The following is a 17,065-nucleotide window of genomic DNA, read 5'->3' on the forward strand; positions in this document are numbered from 1 at the left end:
TCGGTTCGACCGTCAAGATGAAGAGATGCCAGCCAGCCCCCAGAGCCTGTGCGCCTTCATCGATGCCTCGCCGTCCCCGTTCCATGTGTGCGGCACCGTCGCGGACCGACTGCGCGACGCCGGCTTCACCGAACTCGCCGAAGGCGACGCGTGGCCGTCGGCGGCCGGTGACTACTTCACGGTGCGGGCCGGCTCACTGGTGGCGTGGCGGGCCGGTGAGAACCCCCATGCCCCGTTCCGCATCGTCGGCGGCCATACGGACAGCCCGAACCTGCGCGTCAAACAACACCCGGACCGGTTCGTATCCGGTTGGCGCATCGTGGCTTTGCAGCCCTACGGCGGTGCGTGGCTGAACTCCTGGCTGGACCGGGACCTCGGGATCAGCGGCAGACTGTCGATCCGGGCGGGTGACTCGCTCGAACACCGGCTGATCCGCATCGACGAACCGATTCTGCGGGTGCCGCAGCTGGCGATCCACCTCTCCGAAGACCGCAAGGGCGTCAGCCTCGACCCGCAGCGTCACGTGAACGCGGTGTGGGGGGTGGGTGGTTCGGCTCGTTCGTTCCTGGGCTACATCGCTGACCGGGCGGGGGTCGCCGAGGATGCCGTGCTCGCCGCGGATCTCATGACCCATGATCTGGCGCCGTCGACGTTGGTCGGCGCGGACCGCGAACTGGTCAGTGCGCCAAGGCTGGACAATCAGGCGACGTGTTATGCGGGCCTGGAGGCGCTGTTGGCGGCGCAGCCTCGCGATGTGGTGCCGGTGTTGGCGCTCTTCGACCACGAGGAGGTCGGATCCACGTCCGATCACGGGGCTCAATCAGAGCTGCTGCCAACGGTTTTGGAGAGAATCACGCTGGCGGCCGGCGGACACCGTGAGGATTTGCTGCGACGGATGTCCGGCTCGGTGGTGGCATCGGGCGACATGGCGCACGCGACTCATCCCAACTACCCGGAGCGCCACGAACCCGGCCACCTCATCGAGGTGAACGCCGGGCCGGTGCTCAAGGTGCAGCCGAACCTGCGTTACGCCACGGACGGACGCACCGCTGCGACGTTCGCGCTGGCGTGTGCGCAGGCCGGGGTGCCGATGCAACGCTACGAACATCGGGCCGACCTGCCGTGCGGGTCCACGATCGGGCCGATGACGTCGGCGCGCACCGGGATTCCCACCGTGGACGTCGGCGCCGCGCAGTTGGCCATGCATTCCGCGCGCGAAGTCATGGGTGCCGATGATGTCGCGGCGTACTCCGCGGCGCTGCAGGCGTTCTTGTCACCGGCCTGATTTATCGTCGGCTCCATGGCGATGACCGTGGAGATGATCACGTTCGACTGCACCGATCCCGACGCGCTGGCCCAGTGGTGGGCGGAGGCGGTCGGCGGCGAGGTGACGGCGTTGGAGCCAGGTGAGTTCGTGGTGGTCATCCGTGAGGGCGGACCGCGGCTGGGCTTCCAGAAGGTGCCGGACGTGACGCCGGGCAAGAACCGCGTGCACGTCGACTTCACCGCCGCCGACGTCGACGCGGAGGTGTCGCGCCTCGTCGGACTCGGCGCCTCGGAGACGGCCAGGCACAGTTTTGGGGACGAGTTCAGCTGGGTCGTGCTGACGGATCCCGCCGGGAACGCGTTCTGCATCGGGAGTGCGTGAATCGCCCGCGTTTATTTGCTAGATGTCCACCTCCCGGTCAGATGACCCTACCGTGGCCGACGCATATGTTCGCCGCGGTGGTGCAATCCGCTCAGATTCTTGAGTAGGCACATTCAACTGTGTGTTCCGTATTACCGCGCGCCGTGAGCAAACATCGCCCAACTGCATGGTGACGGACTGCGCGGTTTCAGCAACCACCCCCGCATGGGTAGCCGTCTCCCGCATGATCGCCGGGCCCGCAGCGCCGCAGATGTCAGCAACGCTCCCCGTCTGCGACGCAGACGATCTCCGGAATAACAGTGGTGACGTGTTTCATGCGGGTGGCGAGCAACGACAGGCGAGCGTGTGAGTGTTTCAGCTGCAACAGAATCCGCAGGCTGAGGCAATTTCAAGATCGGCTGGCGTAGGTGGCCATGGCGGGCGACCTAGGAGGGCGTCGGACAAGAAAAGTGGCTGACTGCTGCCTTGCTGCGGGCAGCACGAACCGCGGGGGGCCAGTGCCAGTTACCCGGGGTCCTCGCGCCATGAGCTGTCCCATGGAATGGGTCGGTATCAAGATCGCACCATCAGCGAAATTATGCTGGCGATGCCGTTATGCAAGCTGCCTATCCGCAGGTGAGGCGGTGGTTTACCTGCAGAGATGATTTCATGTTCAACTGAATCTCAGATGCAGCTCAGGTTTTTTTCAGGTTCTCTCAGGTTCGTGTTAGCTTCGTCACAGACCAACGGTTGGTTGCTGAAGGGGAGTCAGTAGTGGCGAAACATCGGAACAAAGGGGTTCGGCGGCGCATCAAGAAGGCTGCGCTGATGGGCGGTGTGGCGGCGACGTCCGCTGCCATGACCATGGGGCTCACTGCCCCTTCGGCAGGCGCATTGGCCTTGCCAGGCATCGGGGAGGTGCCAGGCACCGAGGCCCTCGACCTGAACCTTGCGCTGCCCGGCGCGGGTGAGTTCGATCCGGCTGCCGTGCCGAATCTCGGGTTCCTTCTCGATGCCTTGGGCGTCGACCTGAGCGGCCTCATTCCAGGCCTGCTGGGTGATTTGCCCATCACGGGCGCGGGGCTCAACATCATCACCACCGGACCGCCGTTCGGCGCTCTCGCGCTGCTCGGCGCGAATCCCTTCTGGGTTCCGGCGTACCCGCCCTTGATCGCGAACGAGATCAACGAGACGCCCTACGGCATTGTCGCCACGATTCCCAACATCTTCGTCCCGGGCGGCCCGCCACTCTCGATCCCCTTGGGCAACGTCCGCCTGCCGATTGTGATCGCGTTCGGTCTGGGTTCATTGGCGACGGGGATGGCATACCCAGACGTCGTGGCCGACCTGCCCAACCAGCCGGGCGGCAGCGAGTCCACTTTGCCCGGTCCGAGCCTCACGGTTCTGCCTCTCATCCTGCTCAGAAATCCGGGGCGTGCCGATGGCGGTATCGCCGCGCGTTTCGCTCCGGTGCTCGACCCGATTCTCGGGTTGTTCGGCTTCAACAGTGTTGTCACCCCGGACGTTGACGTCGAGACCGATGGCTCCGCCATCCTGGTGCCGATCAAGGTCGACGCGACGGTGGAGTACGACCCGCTTTCCGACTTTGCGGCGTGGCCCAACCCGTTCACGCTCGCGAACAACGCAGCGGCGTTTGCGTTCCCGACGTACATCCTCCGAGGTGCTGACCTCGCCGGCTTCCTGCCCCAGCTCACCGAGCCGGTATTGGGTACGGCTGAAAGCGCGATACTCAACTTCCTCCTTGGGCCGATCTTGACCGAGCTGCCGCCTCAGGTACTTCTCCCAAACGTCTTGACTGAGGATGCTCTCAACACGTTCCTCACGCTCGAATCCGACGCGTTGCCGCTCCTGGAGCCGTTCCGGTATCCGACCGACTTCGCCAACCTGTTCACCGGCGGAGCGTTCGGCTTCACCAACCCGTTCGCGGACGCGGTCGAGCCGGCGCTGAAGATCCTGGTCAACCTGGGCTACACGAACGTCACCCAGGACATGAGCAACCCGCTCGATCCGTATCCGCGTGACTTCACCGGCGACTTCGGCAGTGATTACGCCCCCTTCTTCACCTTCCCCGAGAACGTCGACTGGGGTCAGGTGCCGGGCGATCTCGCCACCGCGTTCGCCGCCGGTGTCCAGAACGCCTTCTTCACCGGAATCCCCGGCGTGAAGGGCCCGCTCGCCGGTCCGAATCCGCTGGCGATCATCGCCGGACTGCTCGGTCTGCCGACCGGTCCCGCGGAGCTGCCGGAGCTGCTGACCGCGTTCCCGGATCTGGCGGACATCATCGGCGGCAATCTCGGTCTGCCGGGGCTGAATTCGACGAGCACACTGGCGGCGGCTGCGGCACCGGCCGTCGGTGGCTCCGACGATCCGCTGACGCGGCTCGGCGAGACGCTGGCACGGACGCTCAACATCGCTTTCGAACGTGAGGCGCCGGTGGATTACACCCCGCCCAGCGGCCCGGTCGATTCAGCGTTCGACGTGACCGAGGGTCTGAGCGCGTCGGCGCTGCGACTGCTGGCCGCGACGGTGCTGGGGCCGACGCGCTTGGCAGCGCTCGCCGAGGGGGGTCCCGAGGCGCTGGCGGACCTCATCGAGAACACCGTCGACGCCCCGCTGTGGATCGCCGACCCGGCCCTCTACGGGCTGCGCGATGCGCTGCCGGAGGATGCGGCCGACACCGTGACCGAGTTCCGTGACAGCCTCTGGACTCTCACAGAACGGATCAATGAGGCGCTGCTGGGCGCACTCGAGGATCTGCCCAACGCGCCGGCCGACGTGACGATCACGTCGGAGCAGGCAAAGGGCGGCGTGGACGATGAGGACATCGAAGCCACGCTGAAGGTCGCGGGAACCGAGCAGCCGGGTCAGCCCGCAGGTGAGGTGAAGTCCGACCTGCCTCCGGCAGAGGCGGACGTCGACCCGGGGGCTGTCCTGGAGGGCGAGGAATCCGCAACTCCCAAGGGCGACAAGAAGGTCACCGGCGGCGGACAGATCAAGGGTGGGCAGCTGTCGAAGACCATCGAGCGTTCGATCGATCGGGTGGGTGACCGCCTGAACGACGCCGCCGACGATCTGCGGGACGGCGTCAAGAAGGCCCTCACACCGCCGTCGAGGAGTACCACGGTTTCGGACAACGACACCGAAACGGATAAGGAACCGGCGGCCTAGCCGCCTCGCGAGACCCCAAGGCCTCCTGCCACCGACTCGGGGGGACAGAGTCGGACCGGCAGGGGGCCTTGGCGCGTGTCCGGTCGACAACCGGACCGGCCCTGGAAAGATCGCCGTCGTGTTGCTGTCGCTGATCGCGGTGTCCGCCGTGCTGGCCGGGTGGGGCGTGCTGGCCCGCCGCATGGAGCGCTGGCGCGTCACCGCACCCATGGTGATCGTCCTGGCCGGAGTGCTGATCGGCCTCGCCACCTCGGACCGCGTCGCGGACGGCCTCAACACCGAGATCGCCGAACACGTCGCCGAAATCATCCTGGCCATCCTGCTTTTCGTCGATGCCACCGACGTGCGCGGCGGCCTGTTCGGCTACGAACCCAAGGCCGCGATGCGCATCCTGTTCGTTTCGCTGCCGCTGGGCGTCGCCACCGCCCTGATCTTCGGGCTGTGGCTGCTGCCCGGCTCGTCGTGGGCGGTCCTGCTCGTGATCGCCTGCATCGTCGTGCCGATCGACTTCGCGCCGGTGTCGTCGATCCTGCGTGACCGGCGGGTGCCCGAGCGGGTGCGCGATCTGCTCAACGTCGAGGCCGGGTACAACGACGGCATCGTCTCGCCGCTCTTCATCTTCGCCCTGGTGCTCGCCGATCAGGACACCCGCGCCGACACTCCGCTGCAGGCGCTCGAGGCGGCGGTGCCGCAGGCCGCCAAGGCCATCCTGGTCGGCCTGCTCGTCGGCACCCTCCTCGCGCTCGCGGCCAACGGCGCCCAACAGCGGGGCTGGACCACTCATCAGTCCAACCGACTGATCCTGGTCGCCGCGCCGCTGCTGGCGTTCGGCCTGAGCCTGGCCATCGACGGCAACGGCTTCGTCTCGGCGTTCGTCTGCGGCATCGCCTTCAAATACCTGCGGCACTCCGACGACCTCCGCGGCGACCTCGAACTCGTCGACGACGTCGGCTTCCTGCTCACCGTCGGCATGTGGTTCGCCTTCGGGGTGGCCGCCGTGGCGATCTTCGAGGTCGGCGTCACCCTCGGCGCGGTGGTGTTCAGCCTGCTCGCGCTGACCGTGGTCCGCATCGTCCCGGTGCTGATCGGGATGCTCGGAACCCGCTTCGACCTCCCCGAACGCCTGCTGGTCGGCGGGCTCGGGCCCCGTGGCACCACGACGATCGTGTTCGGCCTGCTCGCGTTCAACGTGCTCGACGGAGGCGACGAACACACCGTGGGCCTGGTCGTCGTCCTGTGCGTTCTGGGGAGCGTCATCCTGCACGGTGTGGCCGCCCCCGCCGCCGCTCACGCCTACGCCGCGCGCCACCCGGCGTCCCGCGACGCGGAGCACAGCGGCCCGGGGAAATAGACTGTCTGCGTGACGCAGGAGCTTGCCCCCACGCTGGACACCGTCGAGCGTGCCGCAGCCACCCCCGACCAGCCTCAACCGTTCCGCGAACTGGGCCTCAAGGACGACGAGTACCAGCGCATACGCGAGATCCTCGGGCGCAGACCCACCGACGCCGAACTGGCGATGTACTCGGTGATGTGGAGCGAGCACTGCTCGTACAAGTCCTCGAAGGTGCACCTGCGGTACTTCGGCGAGACCACCACCGAAAAGATGCGCTCGACGATGCTCGCCGGTATCGGCGAGAACGCGGGTGTCGTCGACATCGGCGACGGCTGGGCGGTGACCTTCAAGGTCGAATCCCACAACCATCCCTCCTACGTCGAGCCGTACCAGGGCGCGGCCACCGGCGTCGGCGGCATCGTCCGCGACATCATGGCGATGGGCGCGCGCCCGGTGGCCGTGATGGACCAGCTCCGCTTCGGCGCCGCCGACGCCCCCGACACCAAGCGCGTGCTCGACGGCGTGGTGCGCGGGGTCGGTGGATACGGGAACTCGCTCGGCCTGCCCAACATCGGCGGCGAGACCGTCTTCGACCCCTCCTACGCGGGTAACCCGCTGGTCAACGCCCTCTGCGTCGGCGCGATGCGCAAGGAGGACCTGCACCTGGCATTCGCCTCGGGTGCGGGTAACAAGATCATCCTGTTCGGTGCGCGCACCGGGCTCGACGGCATCGGCGGGGTGTCGGTGCTGGCCTCGGACACCTTCTCCGGCGACGAGTCGGGGGCGGGCCGCAAGAAGCTCCCCTCGGTGCAGGTCGGGGACCCCTTCATGGAGAAGGTGCTCATCGAATGCTGCCTCGAGCTGTACGCCGCGGACCTCGTGGTCGGCATCCAGGACCTCGGCGGCGCCGGATTGTCCTGTGCCACATCTGAACTCGCGTCAGCCGGGGACGGTGGGATGCGTGTGGAACTCGATCAGGTCCCGCTGCGTGCGGCGAACATGACTCCCGCCGAGATCCTGTCCAGCGAGTCGCAGGAACGCATGTGCGCGGTCGTCACACCGGACAACGTCGAGGCCTTCCTGGCGGTCTGCCGCAAATGGGAGGTGCTCGCCACCGTGATCGGCGAGGTCACCGACGGGGACCGTCTGGTGATCACCTGGCACGGCGACACCGTCGTCGACGTGCCGCCGCGCACCGTCGCCCACGAGGGTCCGGTGTACCAGCGCCCGGTCACCCGCCCCGACACCCAGGACGCGCTCAACGCCGACACGTCGGCCGATCTGCCGCGACCCGCCACCGGCGACGAACTGCGCGCCACCCTGCTCGCCATGATCGGCAGCCCGCACCTGTGCAGCCGCGGGTACATCACCGAACAGTACGACCGCTATGTGCGCGGCAACACGGTGCTGGCCGAACACGCCGACGGCGGCGTGCTGCGCATCGACGAGGCCACCGGCCGCGGCATCGCGGTCTCGACCGACGCCTCCGGCCGCTACACCGCACTCGATCCCTACACCGGTGCGCAACTGGCCCTCGCCGAGGCCTACCGCAACGTCGCGGTCACCGGCGCCACACCGGTCGCCGTGACGAACTGCCTCAACTTCGGCTCCCCTGAGGATCCGGGTGTCATGTGGCAGTTCAGCCAGGCGGTGCGCGGTTTGGCCGATGGTTGTGCGGCCCTTGGCATCCCGGTCACCGGTGGCAACGTGAGCTTCTACAACCAGACCGGGTCGACCGCGATCCTGCCCACCCCGGTCGTGGGGGTGCTGGGCGTGCTCGACGACGTCAAGCGGCGTATCCCGACCGGTCTTGGCACCGAACCCGGCGAGACGCTGATGCTGCTCGGCGACACCCGCGACGAGTTCGACGGGTCGATCTGGGCGCAGGTCACCGCCGGTCACCTCGGCGGGTTGCCCCCCAAGGTCGACCTCGAACGGGAGAAGCTGCTCGCCGATGTGCTCACGGCCGCCTCGCGTGACGGATTGATCTCCGCCGCACACGATCTCAGTGAGGGCGGGCTGATCCAAGCCGTCGTGGAGGCCGCGCTGGCCGGTGAAACGGGTTGCCGGGTCCTCATTCCCGAGAACTTCGAGAACGGCACAGGTCCGTTCACGTTCCTCTTCAGCGAATCGGCCGGCCGGGTACTCGTCGCGGTGCCCCGCACCGAGGAGAGCCGCTTCCGCGCGATGTGCGAAGCCCGCGGCCTGCCCATCACCCGCATCGGCGTGGTCGATCCCGGCAGCGATGCGGTCGAAGTGCAGGGCCACTTCACGGTGCCGCTGACGGAACTGCGGACCACCTCCGAGGGCGTGTTGCCCGGACTGTTCGGGTGAGAGCACAGACCGATCAGATCTCCGGTGACACCGTCACCGACACTCCCGAACGCCCGCGGCGCCACCCCTTGCTCATCCGGGTGTGGGGCCTCATCCGCCTCGACTACACCGGCATCGCCTTCGGCGCCCTGTTCTTCTGCCTGTCCCTGACCCCTTCGCTGCTGCCGCGCGACTGGCTGTTCCAGGGACTGATCGGCGGGGCGAACGCCGCCATCGGATACGGCATCGGCGTGTTCATCTCGAAGATGTTGGTGCGCTTCGTCATAGGCGGGAGACGCGCGTGGCTGCCGTCGCGCCGGACGCTGTACGCGGTCAAGACCGGGGTCGTCGGTTTGGCGATCGCGGCCAGCGTCCTGATGCTCGTACCGGCGGCGGCCTGGCAGCGGCAGGTCTCGGCCGAGATGGGCATGCCGGGCCCGGAGACGTCCGGCTACTTCCGAGTGCTGGTCGTCGCGGCGCTTGCCGGCGGGGTGTGTGTCGCGGTCAGTCGGGTGGTGCTCGGCATCATCAAGACGCTGGCCCGCTGGCTCATCCGCCGGTGGCGTCTGAGCGACGAGATGGCGCTGCTGATCGGCACCGCGGCCATCGTGGTGCTGCTCATCACGTTGATCAACGGCGTACTGCTGCAGGGGTTCCTGGCCGGTGCCAGCCGTGTCTTCCAGCCGCAGAACTTCACCACCCGCGAGGGCGTCAGCCAGCCCACCCAACCCGAGAGATCCGGCAGCCCAGCATCGTTCGCCAGTTGGGACAGCCTGGGCTACCAGGGCCGCAACTTCGTCGGCAGCGGCCCGGACGCACGAGAACTGGAGCGGGTGAACGGCAGGCCCGCGCAGGAGCCGATCCGCGTCTACGCCGGCCTGCAGACCGCGGACACCGACGAACAGCGAATCGCCGTGCTGCTCAGCGAACTCGAGCGCACCCGGGCCTTCGACCGTGAACTGCTCGTGATCGTGCCCACCACGGGGACCGGATGGGTCAACCCCGTCGCCGCCCGCGCGATCGAGCTGATGTACAACGGCGACACCGCCATGGTGGCGATGCAGTATTCGTATCTGCCGAGCTGGATCTCGTTCCTCGGCGATCAGCAGCGGTCGATGGAGTCGGGACGCATGCTGATCGACGCCGTACAGCAGCGGTGGTCACAGCGGCCGGCGCAGCAGCGGCCGAAACTCGTGCTCTACGGCGAGAGTCTGGGCTCGATGGCCGGGCAGGCCGCGTTCGCCTGGCTGCCCGACATCGCCGACATGGGGTTCTCGTCGGTGCTGTGGGTCGGCCCGCCCAACGCCAGCCCCCTGTGGAAGGCGATCACGGACCGCCGCGACCCCGGGACCCCGGAGGTCGAGCCACGCTACGACGGTGGCCGTACCGTGCGGTTCTCGCCGGCGACCGATCCGGCCGAGATCGCCCGCGACACCGCGCCCCCGTGGGAGGGCACCCGGGTGCTGTTCCTGCAGCACGCGTCCGACCCGATCGTCTGGTACTCACCGGATCTGCTCACCGCCCGCCCGGACTGGCTGCGCGAGCCGCCGGGTAGGGACCGCACCTCATCGATGCGCTGGTACCCCATCGTGACGTTCTGGCAGGTGGGTGCCGATATGACCAACGCGTCCAGTGTGCCGGCCGGACACGGTCACAACTACGGCGAATCCGTGCTCGACGGCTGGGCGGCCGTCGCGCCACCGCCCGACTGGACGGCGGCGGACACCGAACGCATCCGCGCCTCACTGCGCGAGTCGGGCGGTCCCGAATACTGATGCGGCGCAACGAGGTAGCGGCCCTCACCCTCGCCACCGCCCTGGTCGCGCTCAGCGGTCTGGTGAGTCCCCGCCTTCCCGAACGATGGGCCGCGGTCGTGCACGCGGTGTTCGGCGCGTCGTTGGCGGCAGCCACCCGGGCGCCGCTCGGGCTGCGCCCTCCTGCGCTGCGCGGTGGGCTGGGCGCCGGTGCGACGGCCGCGGCCGTCGTCACCACGGGCGTCGCGGCGGCCAGCGCGGTGCCCGGTGTCCGCTCGGCGATGAAGGCGCGGGATCTGCCTGCCGCGCCCACACGGTGGTTGATCCTGCGCATCCCGCTGGGCACGGTGTGGGCCGAAGAGCTGGCCTACCGGGGCGCACTCGGATATCTCGGCGCCTCGGCGTTCGGGCCGACGCGGGGGCGGCTGCTGCAGTCGGTCGCCTTCGGGCTCTCGCACATCGCCGACGCGCGCGCCGCCGGTGAGCCGGTCGTCGGCACCGTCGTGACCACCGGGATCGCCGGTTGGGTGTTCGCGTGGCTCGCGGAGCGGTCCGGCAGTCTGGTCGCGCCGATGCTGGCGCATCTGGCGGTCAACGAGGCCGGTGCGCTCGCGGCGCTGGCCGTCCAGCGGCCCCTGCGCTCGGCGGTCAGGGATTGATGGTGAGCTCGCCGAGTTGGCGGCCCCACACGTAGTCCATCGCGAACGGTTGGCCGAACTCGGCGTGGTTGTACGGGGCCAGGCTGTAGCCGGTGTCCATCACCAGATACGGATGCGGCCACAGCTCGCGGGTGACCTTCTGCCAGCAGCCCGGCCTGCCGCCGGGTCCGCCGCGGGCGTTGATTCGCGGCAGATTGTCGGGATACACATAGGGATTGCCGGCGCCGAGCACGGTGCCCGCCGCGCGCAGCGCGTAGCCGTTGTCTCCGCCGAGCGTGCGCTGGATCTCCGGTGCGACGTCGTGGTAGTTGCGGATCGTGCAGAAGATCATGCCCCGGTAGTCGTCGAGCAGTGCGGTGGTGGGCTGCAGGTCGGCACTACCGCGCACCAGGTACGGCCCGGCGCGCCGCAGCGTGTCGGCGCCCGCCTCGAAACCGGCCGCCGCCAGCAGCGCGGCGTCGACGTCGGAACGACGGGCGTTCACCGTCGCCGCGGTGAGCGCGGCGTGGTCCAGCGCCGACCACAGGTCGGGGGAGGCGTCGGCGTAGATGCCTGCCAGATCGGCGGTGCGCGCCACGTCGTGGCGCACCTGATCCATCCGCGGATTGAGGTCCGCCAGGATCGCGGCTCCGTGTTCCAGCGATTCGCCGAAGCGTGCACCCAGCCCGGTGAGTGCCTCGGCGGTGGCGGCGAGGGTCTGGTTGAGCTTGACCGGGTCCACCCGCTCGGCCAGGCTCACGACCGTCTCGAACAACGTGTTGAACTCGGTGGTGACCGCCACCGACCGGATCGGGAGGTCCGGTGAGATCGGTTCGCGCGCAGGGTGATCCGGTGACCGGAGCGCAACGTACTTGTTGCCGAAGACTGTGCTGGCCCTGATGTCGGCGATCACATTGGCCGGGATGACGTGCAGATGGCGCGGGTCGACCGACAGGGCCAACTCTGCCGGTGCGGTCTCGTCGGCTCGGGCGGAGATCGCGGTCACCCGTCCGATCTCCACCCCGTTGAACGTCACCTTCGCTCCCGGGTCCACCACCAGCCCGGCCCGGGGGGACAACAGGGTGAGTGTCACCCGCTCGGCGAAGGCGCCGCGGAACTGTAGCGAAATGGTTGCCGCCACAACGCAGAACACCGCGAGCGCAACCGCGCCGGCCAGCCGGTACGGCGGGTGACGGCGGTGGCTGGCCACTTTGCGACACTAAGGTATGGCCGCCCGCCGCACCGCCGATCCGGCGCAGACCCGCGCGGCGGTATCGGCCGTCGTGGACTGGCTGCGCGACGACACGGCCGCGCCCCCCGGACGCACGGAGATCGCCGAGGCGGTCAGATTGACCGCGCGCACCGTGGCGGCCCTCGCCCCCGGCGCCAGTGTGGAGGTGCGGGTGCCGCCCTTCGTCGCCGTGCAGTGCATCGCGGGACCCACCCACACACGGGGCAATCCGCCCAACGTGGTGGAGACCGACCCGCGCACGTGGCTGCTGATCGCCACCGGGCTGTTGTCCTTCGACGAGGCGGCCGCGAGCGGTGGGCTGCACCTGTCCGGGTCCCGTGCCGGTGAACTGGCCAATTGGCTACCCGTCGTGACTCCGGGAATGTAACGGCGAAATAGGTGTTTCACGACACGTCGCCGATTCCCATAACCGGGTATACGGCCCGTAGACTCAACTACGTCACCCACATCCCCTTGGGAGCAGCCATATCGTGAGCGGCCACGACGACATCGAGCCCGAGAACGATCCCCGTGAAGAATGCGGCGTCTTCGGCGTCTGGGCCCCGGGTGAGGATGTGGCCAAGCTCACCTACTACGGCCTCTATGCGCTACAGCACCGTGGTCAGGAAGCGGCGGGGATCGCCGTAGCCGACGGCTCGCAAGTGCTGGTGTTCAAGGATCTCGGCCTGGTCAGCCAGGTGTTCGACGAGCCGACGCTGGCCGCCATGCACGGACACGTCGCCATCGGGCACTGCCGCTACTCGACGACCGGGTCGACCACCTGGGAGAACGCCCAGCCCGTCTTCCGCAACACCCTGGCCGGCACCGGCGTGGCCGTCGGCCACAACGGCAACCTGGTCAACACCACCGAGCTCGCCGCCCGGGCCCGCGACGCCGGCCTGATCAACGGCCGCACCCCCGGCGCGGCGACCACCGATTCGGACATCCTCGGCGCGCTGCTGGCCCACGGCGCCGCCGACGCCACCGTCGAACAGGCGGCCCTCGAACTGCTGCCGACCGTGCGCGGCGCGTTCTGTCTGACCTTCATGGACGAGAACACCCTTTACGCGGCCCGCGACCCGTATGGTGTGCGCCCGCTGTCGCTGGGACGGCTGGACCGGGGCTGGGTGGTGGCGTCGGAGACCGCGGCCCTCGACATCGTCGGCGCGTCGTTCGTCCGCGACATCGAACCGGGCGAACTGTTGGCCATCGACGCCGACGGCGTGCGCTCCACCCGCTTCGCCAACCCCACCCCGAAGTCGTGCGTCTTCGAATACGTCTATCTGGCCCGGCCGGACAGCACGCTGGCCGGCCGCTCGGTGCACGCCACCCGCGTCGACATCGGCCGCCGCCTCGCCAGCGAGATGCCCGTCGAGGCCGACCTGGTGATCGGGGTCCCCGAGTCGGGCACGCCCGCAGCCGTGGGCTACGCACAGGGCTCCGGCATCCCCTACGGCCAGGGCCTGATGAAGAACGCCTACGTCGGCCGCACGTTCATCCAGCCGTCGCAGACCATCCGCCAGCTCGGCATCCGGCTCAAACTCAACCCGCTCAAAGAGGTCATCCGCGGTAAGCGGTTGATCGTGGTCGACGATTCGATCGTGCGCGGCAACACCCAGCGCGCGCTGATCCGGATGCTGCGCGAGGCCGGGGCCCTCGAAGTGCACGTCCGGATCGCCTCCCCGCCGGTGCGATGGCCGTGCTTCTACGGCATCGACTTCGCCACCCCGGCCGAGCTGATCGCCAACGGCGCCGAGGACGAGGACCAGATGCTCGACGCCGTCCGCCGTGCCATCGGCGCGGACACCCTGGGCTACATCTCACAGCAGGGCATGATCGCGGCGACCGAACAGCCCGCCTCGCGGCTGTGCTCGGCGTGCTTCGACGGCAACTACCCGATCGAGCTGCCGGGCGAGTCCGCGCTGGGCAAGAACGTCATCGAGCAGATGCTCGCGACGGCCGCCCGCAGCGGGATCCCGCTCGAGAAGGTCGACAACGACAACGCCTCGGCGCTTCGTAGGCCTTGACGCCTCCGGCGTCGTGTAGGCCCTGACGCCTCCGGCGTCGTGTAGGCCTTGACGCCTCCTATTGAGCGACCGCGGGATTGATCCGCAGCAGGTGACGCCTGCCGCCGGTCGCGGCCGTACCGTTCTCCCGAAGCGCCGCGGCGACCGACTCCCGGTAACCGGTCAGTCCGCCGGGCGGGTGCGGAATTACGGCGTCGATGTCGTTCTCATGCGTGACGGCATCGCATTCCAGCGACTCCACCAGCGGCCGCGCCAGCCCCGATGAGATCGGCGTGACCAGACCCACCCAGTGACTGGCCAGTGTGGGCGTCAGCCACGGCAACACCACGAACCGGCGGGGACGCAGCCCGGCGAGGTCGGCGTAGACCTGCATCGCGTCGCCGTACTCCAGGACGTCCGGACCGCCGATGTCCCAGGTCCGCGACGACGGCACCACCGCGGTGGCCGCCTCGACCAGGTAGTACAGGGCATCGTCGATGGAGATCGGCTGGATCTTGTTGTGCACCCACTTCGGTGCGGTCATGATCGGCAGTCGGTCGGTCAGGTGGCGGATCATCTCGAAGGACGCCGACCCCGATCCGACGACGATCCCGGCCTGCAGCACCATCGTTTCGATACCGGAGTCGATGAGGATCTCGCCCACCTCGGTGCGGGAGGCCAGATGCCGCGACAACTCGACCCCTTCGGGATGCAGACCACTCAGGTACACCACCCGGCGGACCCCGGCCTGCTTGGCCGCGGCCACCACGTTGTGTGCCGATTCGGCTTCCTCGGCGACGAAGTTCTTCGACGTGCCCATCGAGTGCACGAGGTAGTAGACGACATCCATGCCCTCGAACGCCGCCGCCAACGATTCGCGATCCATCAGATCGCCCTTCGCCACCTCGACCTGCGCACGCCACGGCGCGTCGTCCAGCTTGCCCGGGGTGCGTGCCATCGCGCGGACCTGCAGGCCGCGGTCGAGCAGTGCGGGCACCAGCCGACCGCCGATGTAACCCGTCGCGCCCGTCACCAAGCAGCGGATGTTGTCAACCACACCAATCTCCGTTCCGTCGCCGTCTCACAGTGATTCGGAGCCGGTATCAGCACGGATGACCGCGAAACGCCTCAGGCAAACCCACAGCCGGGGTCGGGTGCATCGTCGGCGAGCGGGGCGCCGGCCGGGTTGATGTAGAGAACCTGCAGGACCAGCGGTGTCGGACCGACGTTACGGCCGATGTGCACGTACCCCGGCCCGCCCTTCTCACTGATGTCCTGACCGGCGACGTAGAAGCCGTCGACCGAACAGTCCGCCCGATTGTGCAGCAGCACGCCCTCCTTGACGGTGGCGAGGAGTTGGCCGGGATGGGAGTGCCAGCCGGTGCTGCCACCCGGGGCGATGGTGATCTCGCGGAAGATGTAGTCGGACCCGGCGTCGGTCATCTCCCACAGGATGGTGCCCTGGGTGTCGCGAGGCGGGGTCGCCGCCGCGGGTGCCGCCAGTGCTGTCGATGCCGCGAAAGTGATTGCCGCGGCCGTCAGGGCAACGCGCTGTGGGTTCATGGGCGCCAACGGTGTCACACCGGTCGCCCTGCTGCGGGGAAACGCGCAGGCAGCGATCGCCGATGGCGTTTACCGTCGCGAAGCCGCGACCGGTAGCCTTTCCCTCGATGACCGAGCGCGCCGAACAACACGGCATTTCCTATGCGTCGGCCGGTGTAGACATCGAGGCCGGTGACCGCGCAGTCGAACTCTTCAAACCGCTGGCCGCGAAAGCCACCCGCCCGGAGGTGCGCGGAGGGCTCGGCGGGTTCGCCGGCCTGTTCGCCCTGCGGGGCGGCTACCGCGAACCGGTGCTGGCGTCCTCGACGGACGGCGTGGGCACCAAGCTCGCCGTCGCACAGGCGATGGACAAGCACGACACGGTCGGGCTCGACCTGGTCGCGATGGTGGTCGACGACCTGGTGGTCTGCGGCGCCGAACCGCTGTTCCTGCAGGATTACATCGCCGTCGGGCGCACGGTTCCCGAGCGGGTCAGCCAGCTGGTCGCCGGGATCGCCGAGGGCTGCGTGATCGCCGGCTGCGCGCTGCTCGGCGGGGAGACCGCCGAACATCCGGGGCTTATGGCCCCGGACCACTACGACATCTCGGCGACCGGCATCGGCATCGTCGAGGCCGACGACGTGCTGGGCCCCGACCGGGTCCGCCCGGGTGACGTGATCATCGCAATGGGGTCCTCAGGCCTGCACTCCAACGGCTACTCACTGGCCCGCAAGGTGCTGCTGGAGATCGACCGGATGAACCTGGCCGGCCACGTCGAGGAGTTCGGCCGCACCCTGGGCGAGGAACTGCTCGAACCCACGCGCATCTACGCCAAGGACTGCCTCGCGCTGGCCGCCGAGACCCAGGTACGCACGTTCTGCCACGTCACCGGCGGTGGGCTGGCAGGAAACCTCGAACGCGTGGTGCCCAACGGTCTGATGGCCGAACTCGACCGCGGCACGTGGACGCCGGCGCCGGTGTTCCAGATGATCGCCCAGCGCGGTCGCATCGAGCGCACCGAGATGGAGAAGACCTTCAACATGGGCATCGGCATGGTGGCCGTCGTCGCGCCGGAGGACACCGACCGCGCGCTGGCCATCCTCACCGCCCGTCACATCGACTGCTGGACGCTCGGGACCGTCAAGAAGGGCGGCAAGGACGAGCCGCGAGCGCTGCTGGTGGGTCAGCACCCGCGGTTCTGAAACGCGTGGAGGCTAGCGGCGCCAGTCGTCCTCGGGCGCCCACGGGTCGTCGGCTACGCCGTCGCTGGGGTCCAAGTCGTCGGACCCGCCGGCCAGCTCGCGCTGTAGCCGTTCGAAGTCAGTTTGTGGCGAGCTGTACTTCAGGTCACGAGCAACCTTCGTCTGCTTCGCCTTCGCCCGGCCGCGGCCCATAGGGGACCCCCTCGCGCAATAACGGAGCGGCCCTGAGA

Annotated in this window: 14 protein-coding genes; 10 read left to right on the forward strand and 4 right to left on the reverse strand. The window is 68.6% G+C overall.

From position 1 onward, the window contains the following. Positions 1 to 25 precede the first annotated feature (25 nt). From G6N49_RS27905 to G6N49_RS27935, 7 genes are all read left to right on the forward strand, one after another. Positions 26 to 1,285 carry a M18 family aminopeptidase gene (locus tag G6N49_RS27905; protein ID WP_011561927.1) on the forward strand — a complete coding sequence of 420 codons (1,260 nt, stop codon included), beginning with the start codon at positions 26 to 28 and terminating at the stop codon, positions 1,283 to 1,285. A gap of 15 nt (positions 1,286 to 1,300) precedes the next feature. After that, positions 1,301 to 1,648, forward strand: a complete 348-nt coding sequence (locus G6N49_RS27910) for a VOC family protein (protein ID WP_011561926.1) — start codon at positions 1,301 to 1,303, stop codon at positions 1,646 to 1,648. 753 nt (positions 1,649 to 2,401) lie between these two features. Continuing rightward, positions 2,402 to 4,816: an alpha/beta hydrolase family protein gene (locus G6N49_RS27915; RefSeq protein ID WP_011561925.1), complete on the forward strand. Its 2,415-nt coding sequence runs from the start codon at positions 2,402 to 2,404 to the stop codon at positions 4,814 to 4,816. Between the two features lie 118 nt (positions 4,817 to 4,934). After that, positions 4,935 to 6,167 carry a cation:proton antiporter domain-containing protein gene (locus tag G6N49_RS27920; protein ID WP_011561924.1) on the forward strand — a complete coding sequence of 411 codons (1,233 nt, stop codon included), beginning with the start codon at positions 4,935 to 4,937 and terminating at the stop codon, positions 6,165 to 6,167. Between the two features lie 9 nt (positions 6,168 to 6,176). Next, positions 6,177 to 8,483, forward strand: coding sequence for a phosphoribosylformylglycinamidine synthase subunit PurL (gene purL, locus G6N49_RS27925; protein ID WP_064871905.1), 2,307 nt, complete (start codon positions 6,177 to 6,179; stop codon positions 8,481 to 8,483). Further along, entirely contained in the window at positions 8,480 to 10,237 is a 1,758-nt protein-coding gene (locus tag G6N49_RS27930; RefSeq protein WP_011561922.1) for an alpha/beta hydrolase, read from the forward strand. The genes purL and G6N49_RS27930 overlap by 4 nt, the downstream gene beginning before the upstream one ends. After that, positions 10,237 to 10,875, forward strand: coding sequence for an Rv0804 family intramembrane glutamic endopeptidase (locus tag G6N49_RS27935; RefSeq protein WP_011561921.1), 639 nt, complete (start codon positions 10,237 to 10,239; stop codon positions 10,873 to 10,875). Before G6N49_RS27930 ends, G6N49_RS27935 begins: the two co-directional genes overlap by 1 nt. Here the strand turns inward: G6N49_RS27935 and G6N49_RS27940 are convergent. Further along, on the reverse strand, positions 10,865 to 12,064 hold the full coding sequence (locus tag G6N49_RS27940; protein WP_011561920.1) for an MCE family protein: 1,200 nt from the start codon (positions 12,062 to 12,064) through the stop codon (positions 10,865 to 10,867). The two genes, G6N49_RS27935 and G6N49_RS27940, sit on opposite strands and share 11 nt — an antisense overlap. A 16-nt stretch (positions 12,065 to 12,080) precedes the next feature. Here G6N49_RS27940 and G6N49_RS27945 point away from each other — a divergent pair, with 16 nt between their 5' ends. Beyond that, positions 12,081 to 12,473 (forward strand): sterol carrier family protein, encoded by a 393-nt coding sequence (locus G6N49_RS27945; RefSeq protein ID WP_011561919.1) that lies wholly within the window; start codon positions 12,081 to 12,083, stop codon positions 12,471 to 12,473. A 103-nt stretch (positions 12,474 to 12,576) separates the two neighbouring features. After that, positions 12,577 to 14,112: an amidophosphoribosyltransferase gene (gene purF / locus G6N49_RS27950; protein WP_011561918.1), complete on the forward strand. Its 1,536-nt coding sequence runs from the start codon at positions 12,577 to 12,579 to the stop codon at positions 14,110 to 14,112. Positions 14,113 to 14,170: 58 nt separating this feature from the next. Here the strand turns inward: purF and G6N49_RS27955 are convergent, their stop codons facing one another. Together G6N49_RS27955 and G6N49_RS27960 are read right to left on the reverse strand one after the other, a co-directional pair. Beyond that, entirely contained in the window at positions 14,171 to 15,148 is a 978-nt protein-coding gene (locus tag G6N49_RS27955) for an NAD(P)H-binding protein (protein WP_011857056.1), read from the reverse strand. A gap of 71 nt (positions 15,149 to 15,219) precedes the next feature. Further along, on the reverse strand, positions 15,220 to 15,654 hold the full coding sequence (locus G6N49_RS27960) for a cupin domain-containing protein (RefSeq protein WP_011768374.1): 435 nt from the start codon (positions 15,652 to 15,654) through the stop codon (positions 15,220 to 15,222). Positions 15,655 to 15,761: 107 nt separating this feature from the next. Between G6N49_RS27960 and purM the strand changes: the two genes are divergently transcribed. Further along, positions 15,762 to 16,835: a phosphoribosylformylglycinamidine cyclo-ligase gene (purM, locus tag G6N49_RS27965; protein WP_011561915.1), complete on the forward strand. Its 1,074-nt coding sequence runs from the start codon at positions 15,762 to 15,764 to the stop codon at positions 16,833 to 16,835. Between the two features lie 12 nt (positions 16,836 to 16,847). Here purM and G6N49_RS27970 read toward each other — a convergent pair whose 3' ends face one another. Next, positions 16,848 to 17,027 (reverse strand): DUF3073 domain-containing protein, encoded by a 180-nt coding sequence (locus G6N49_RS27970; RefSeq protein WP_011561914.1) that lies wholly within the window; start codon positions 17,025 to 17,027, stop codon positions 16,848 to 16,850. Between the last annotated feature and the right edge of the window lie 38 nt (positions 17,028 to 17,065).

The organism is Mycolicibacterium monacense (assembly GCF_010731575.1).
GTDB lineage: Bacteria > Actinomycetota > Actinomycetes > Mycobacteriales > Mycobacteriaceae > Mycobacterium > Mycobacterium monacense.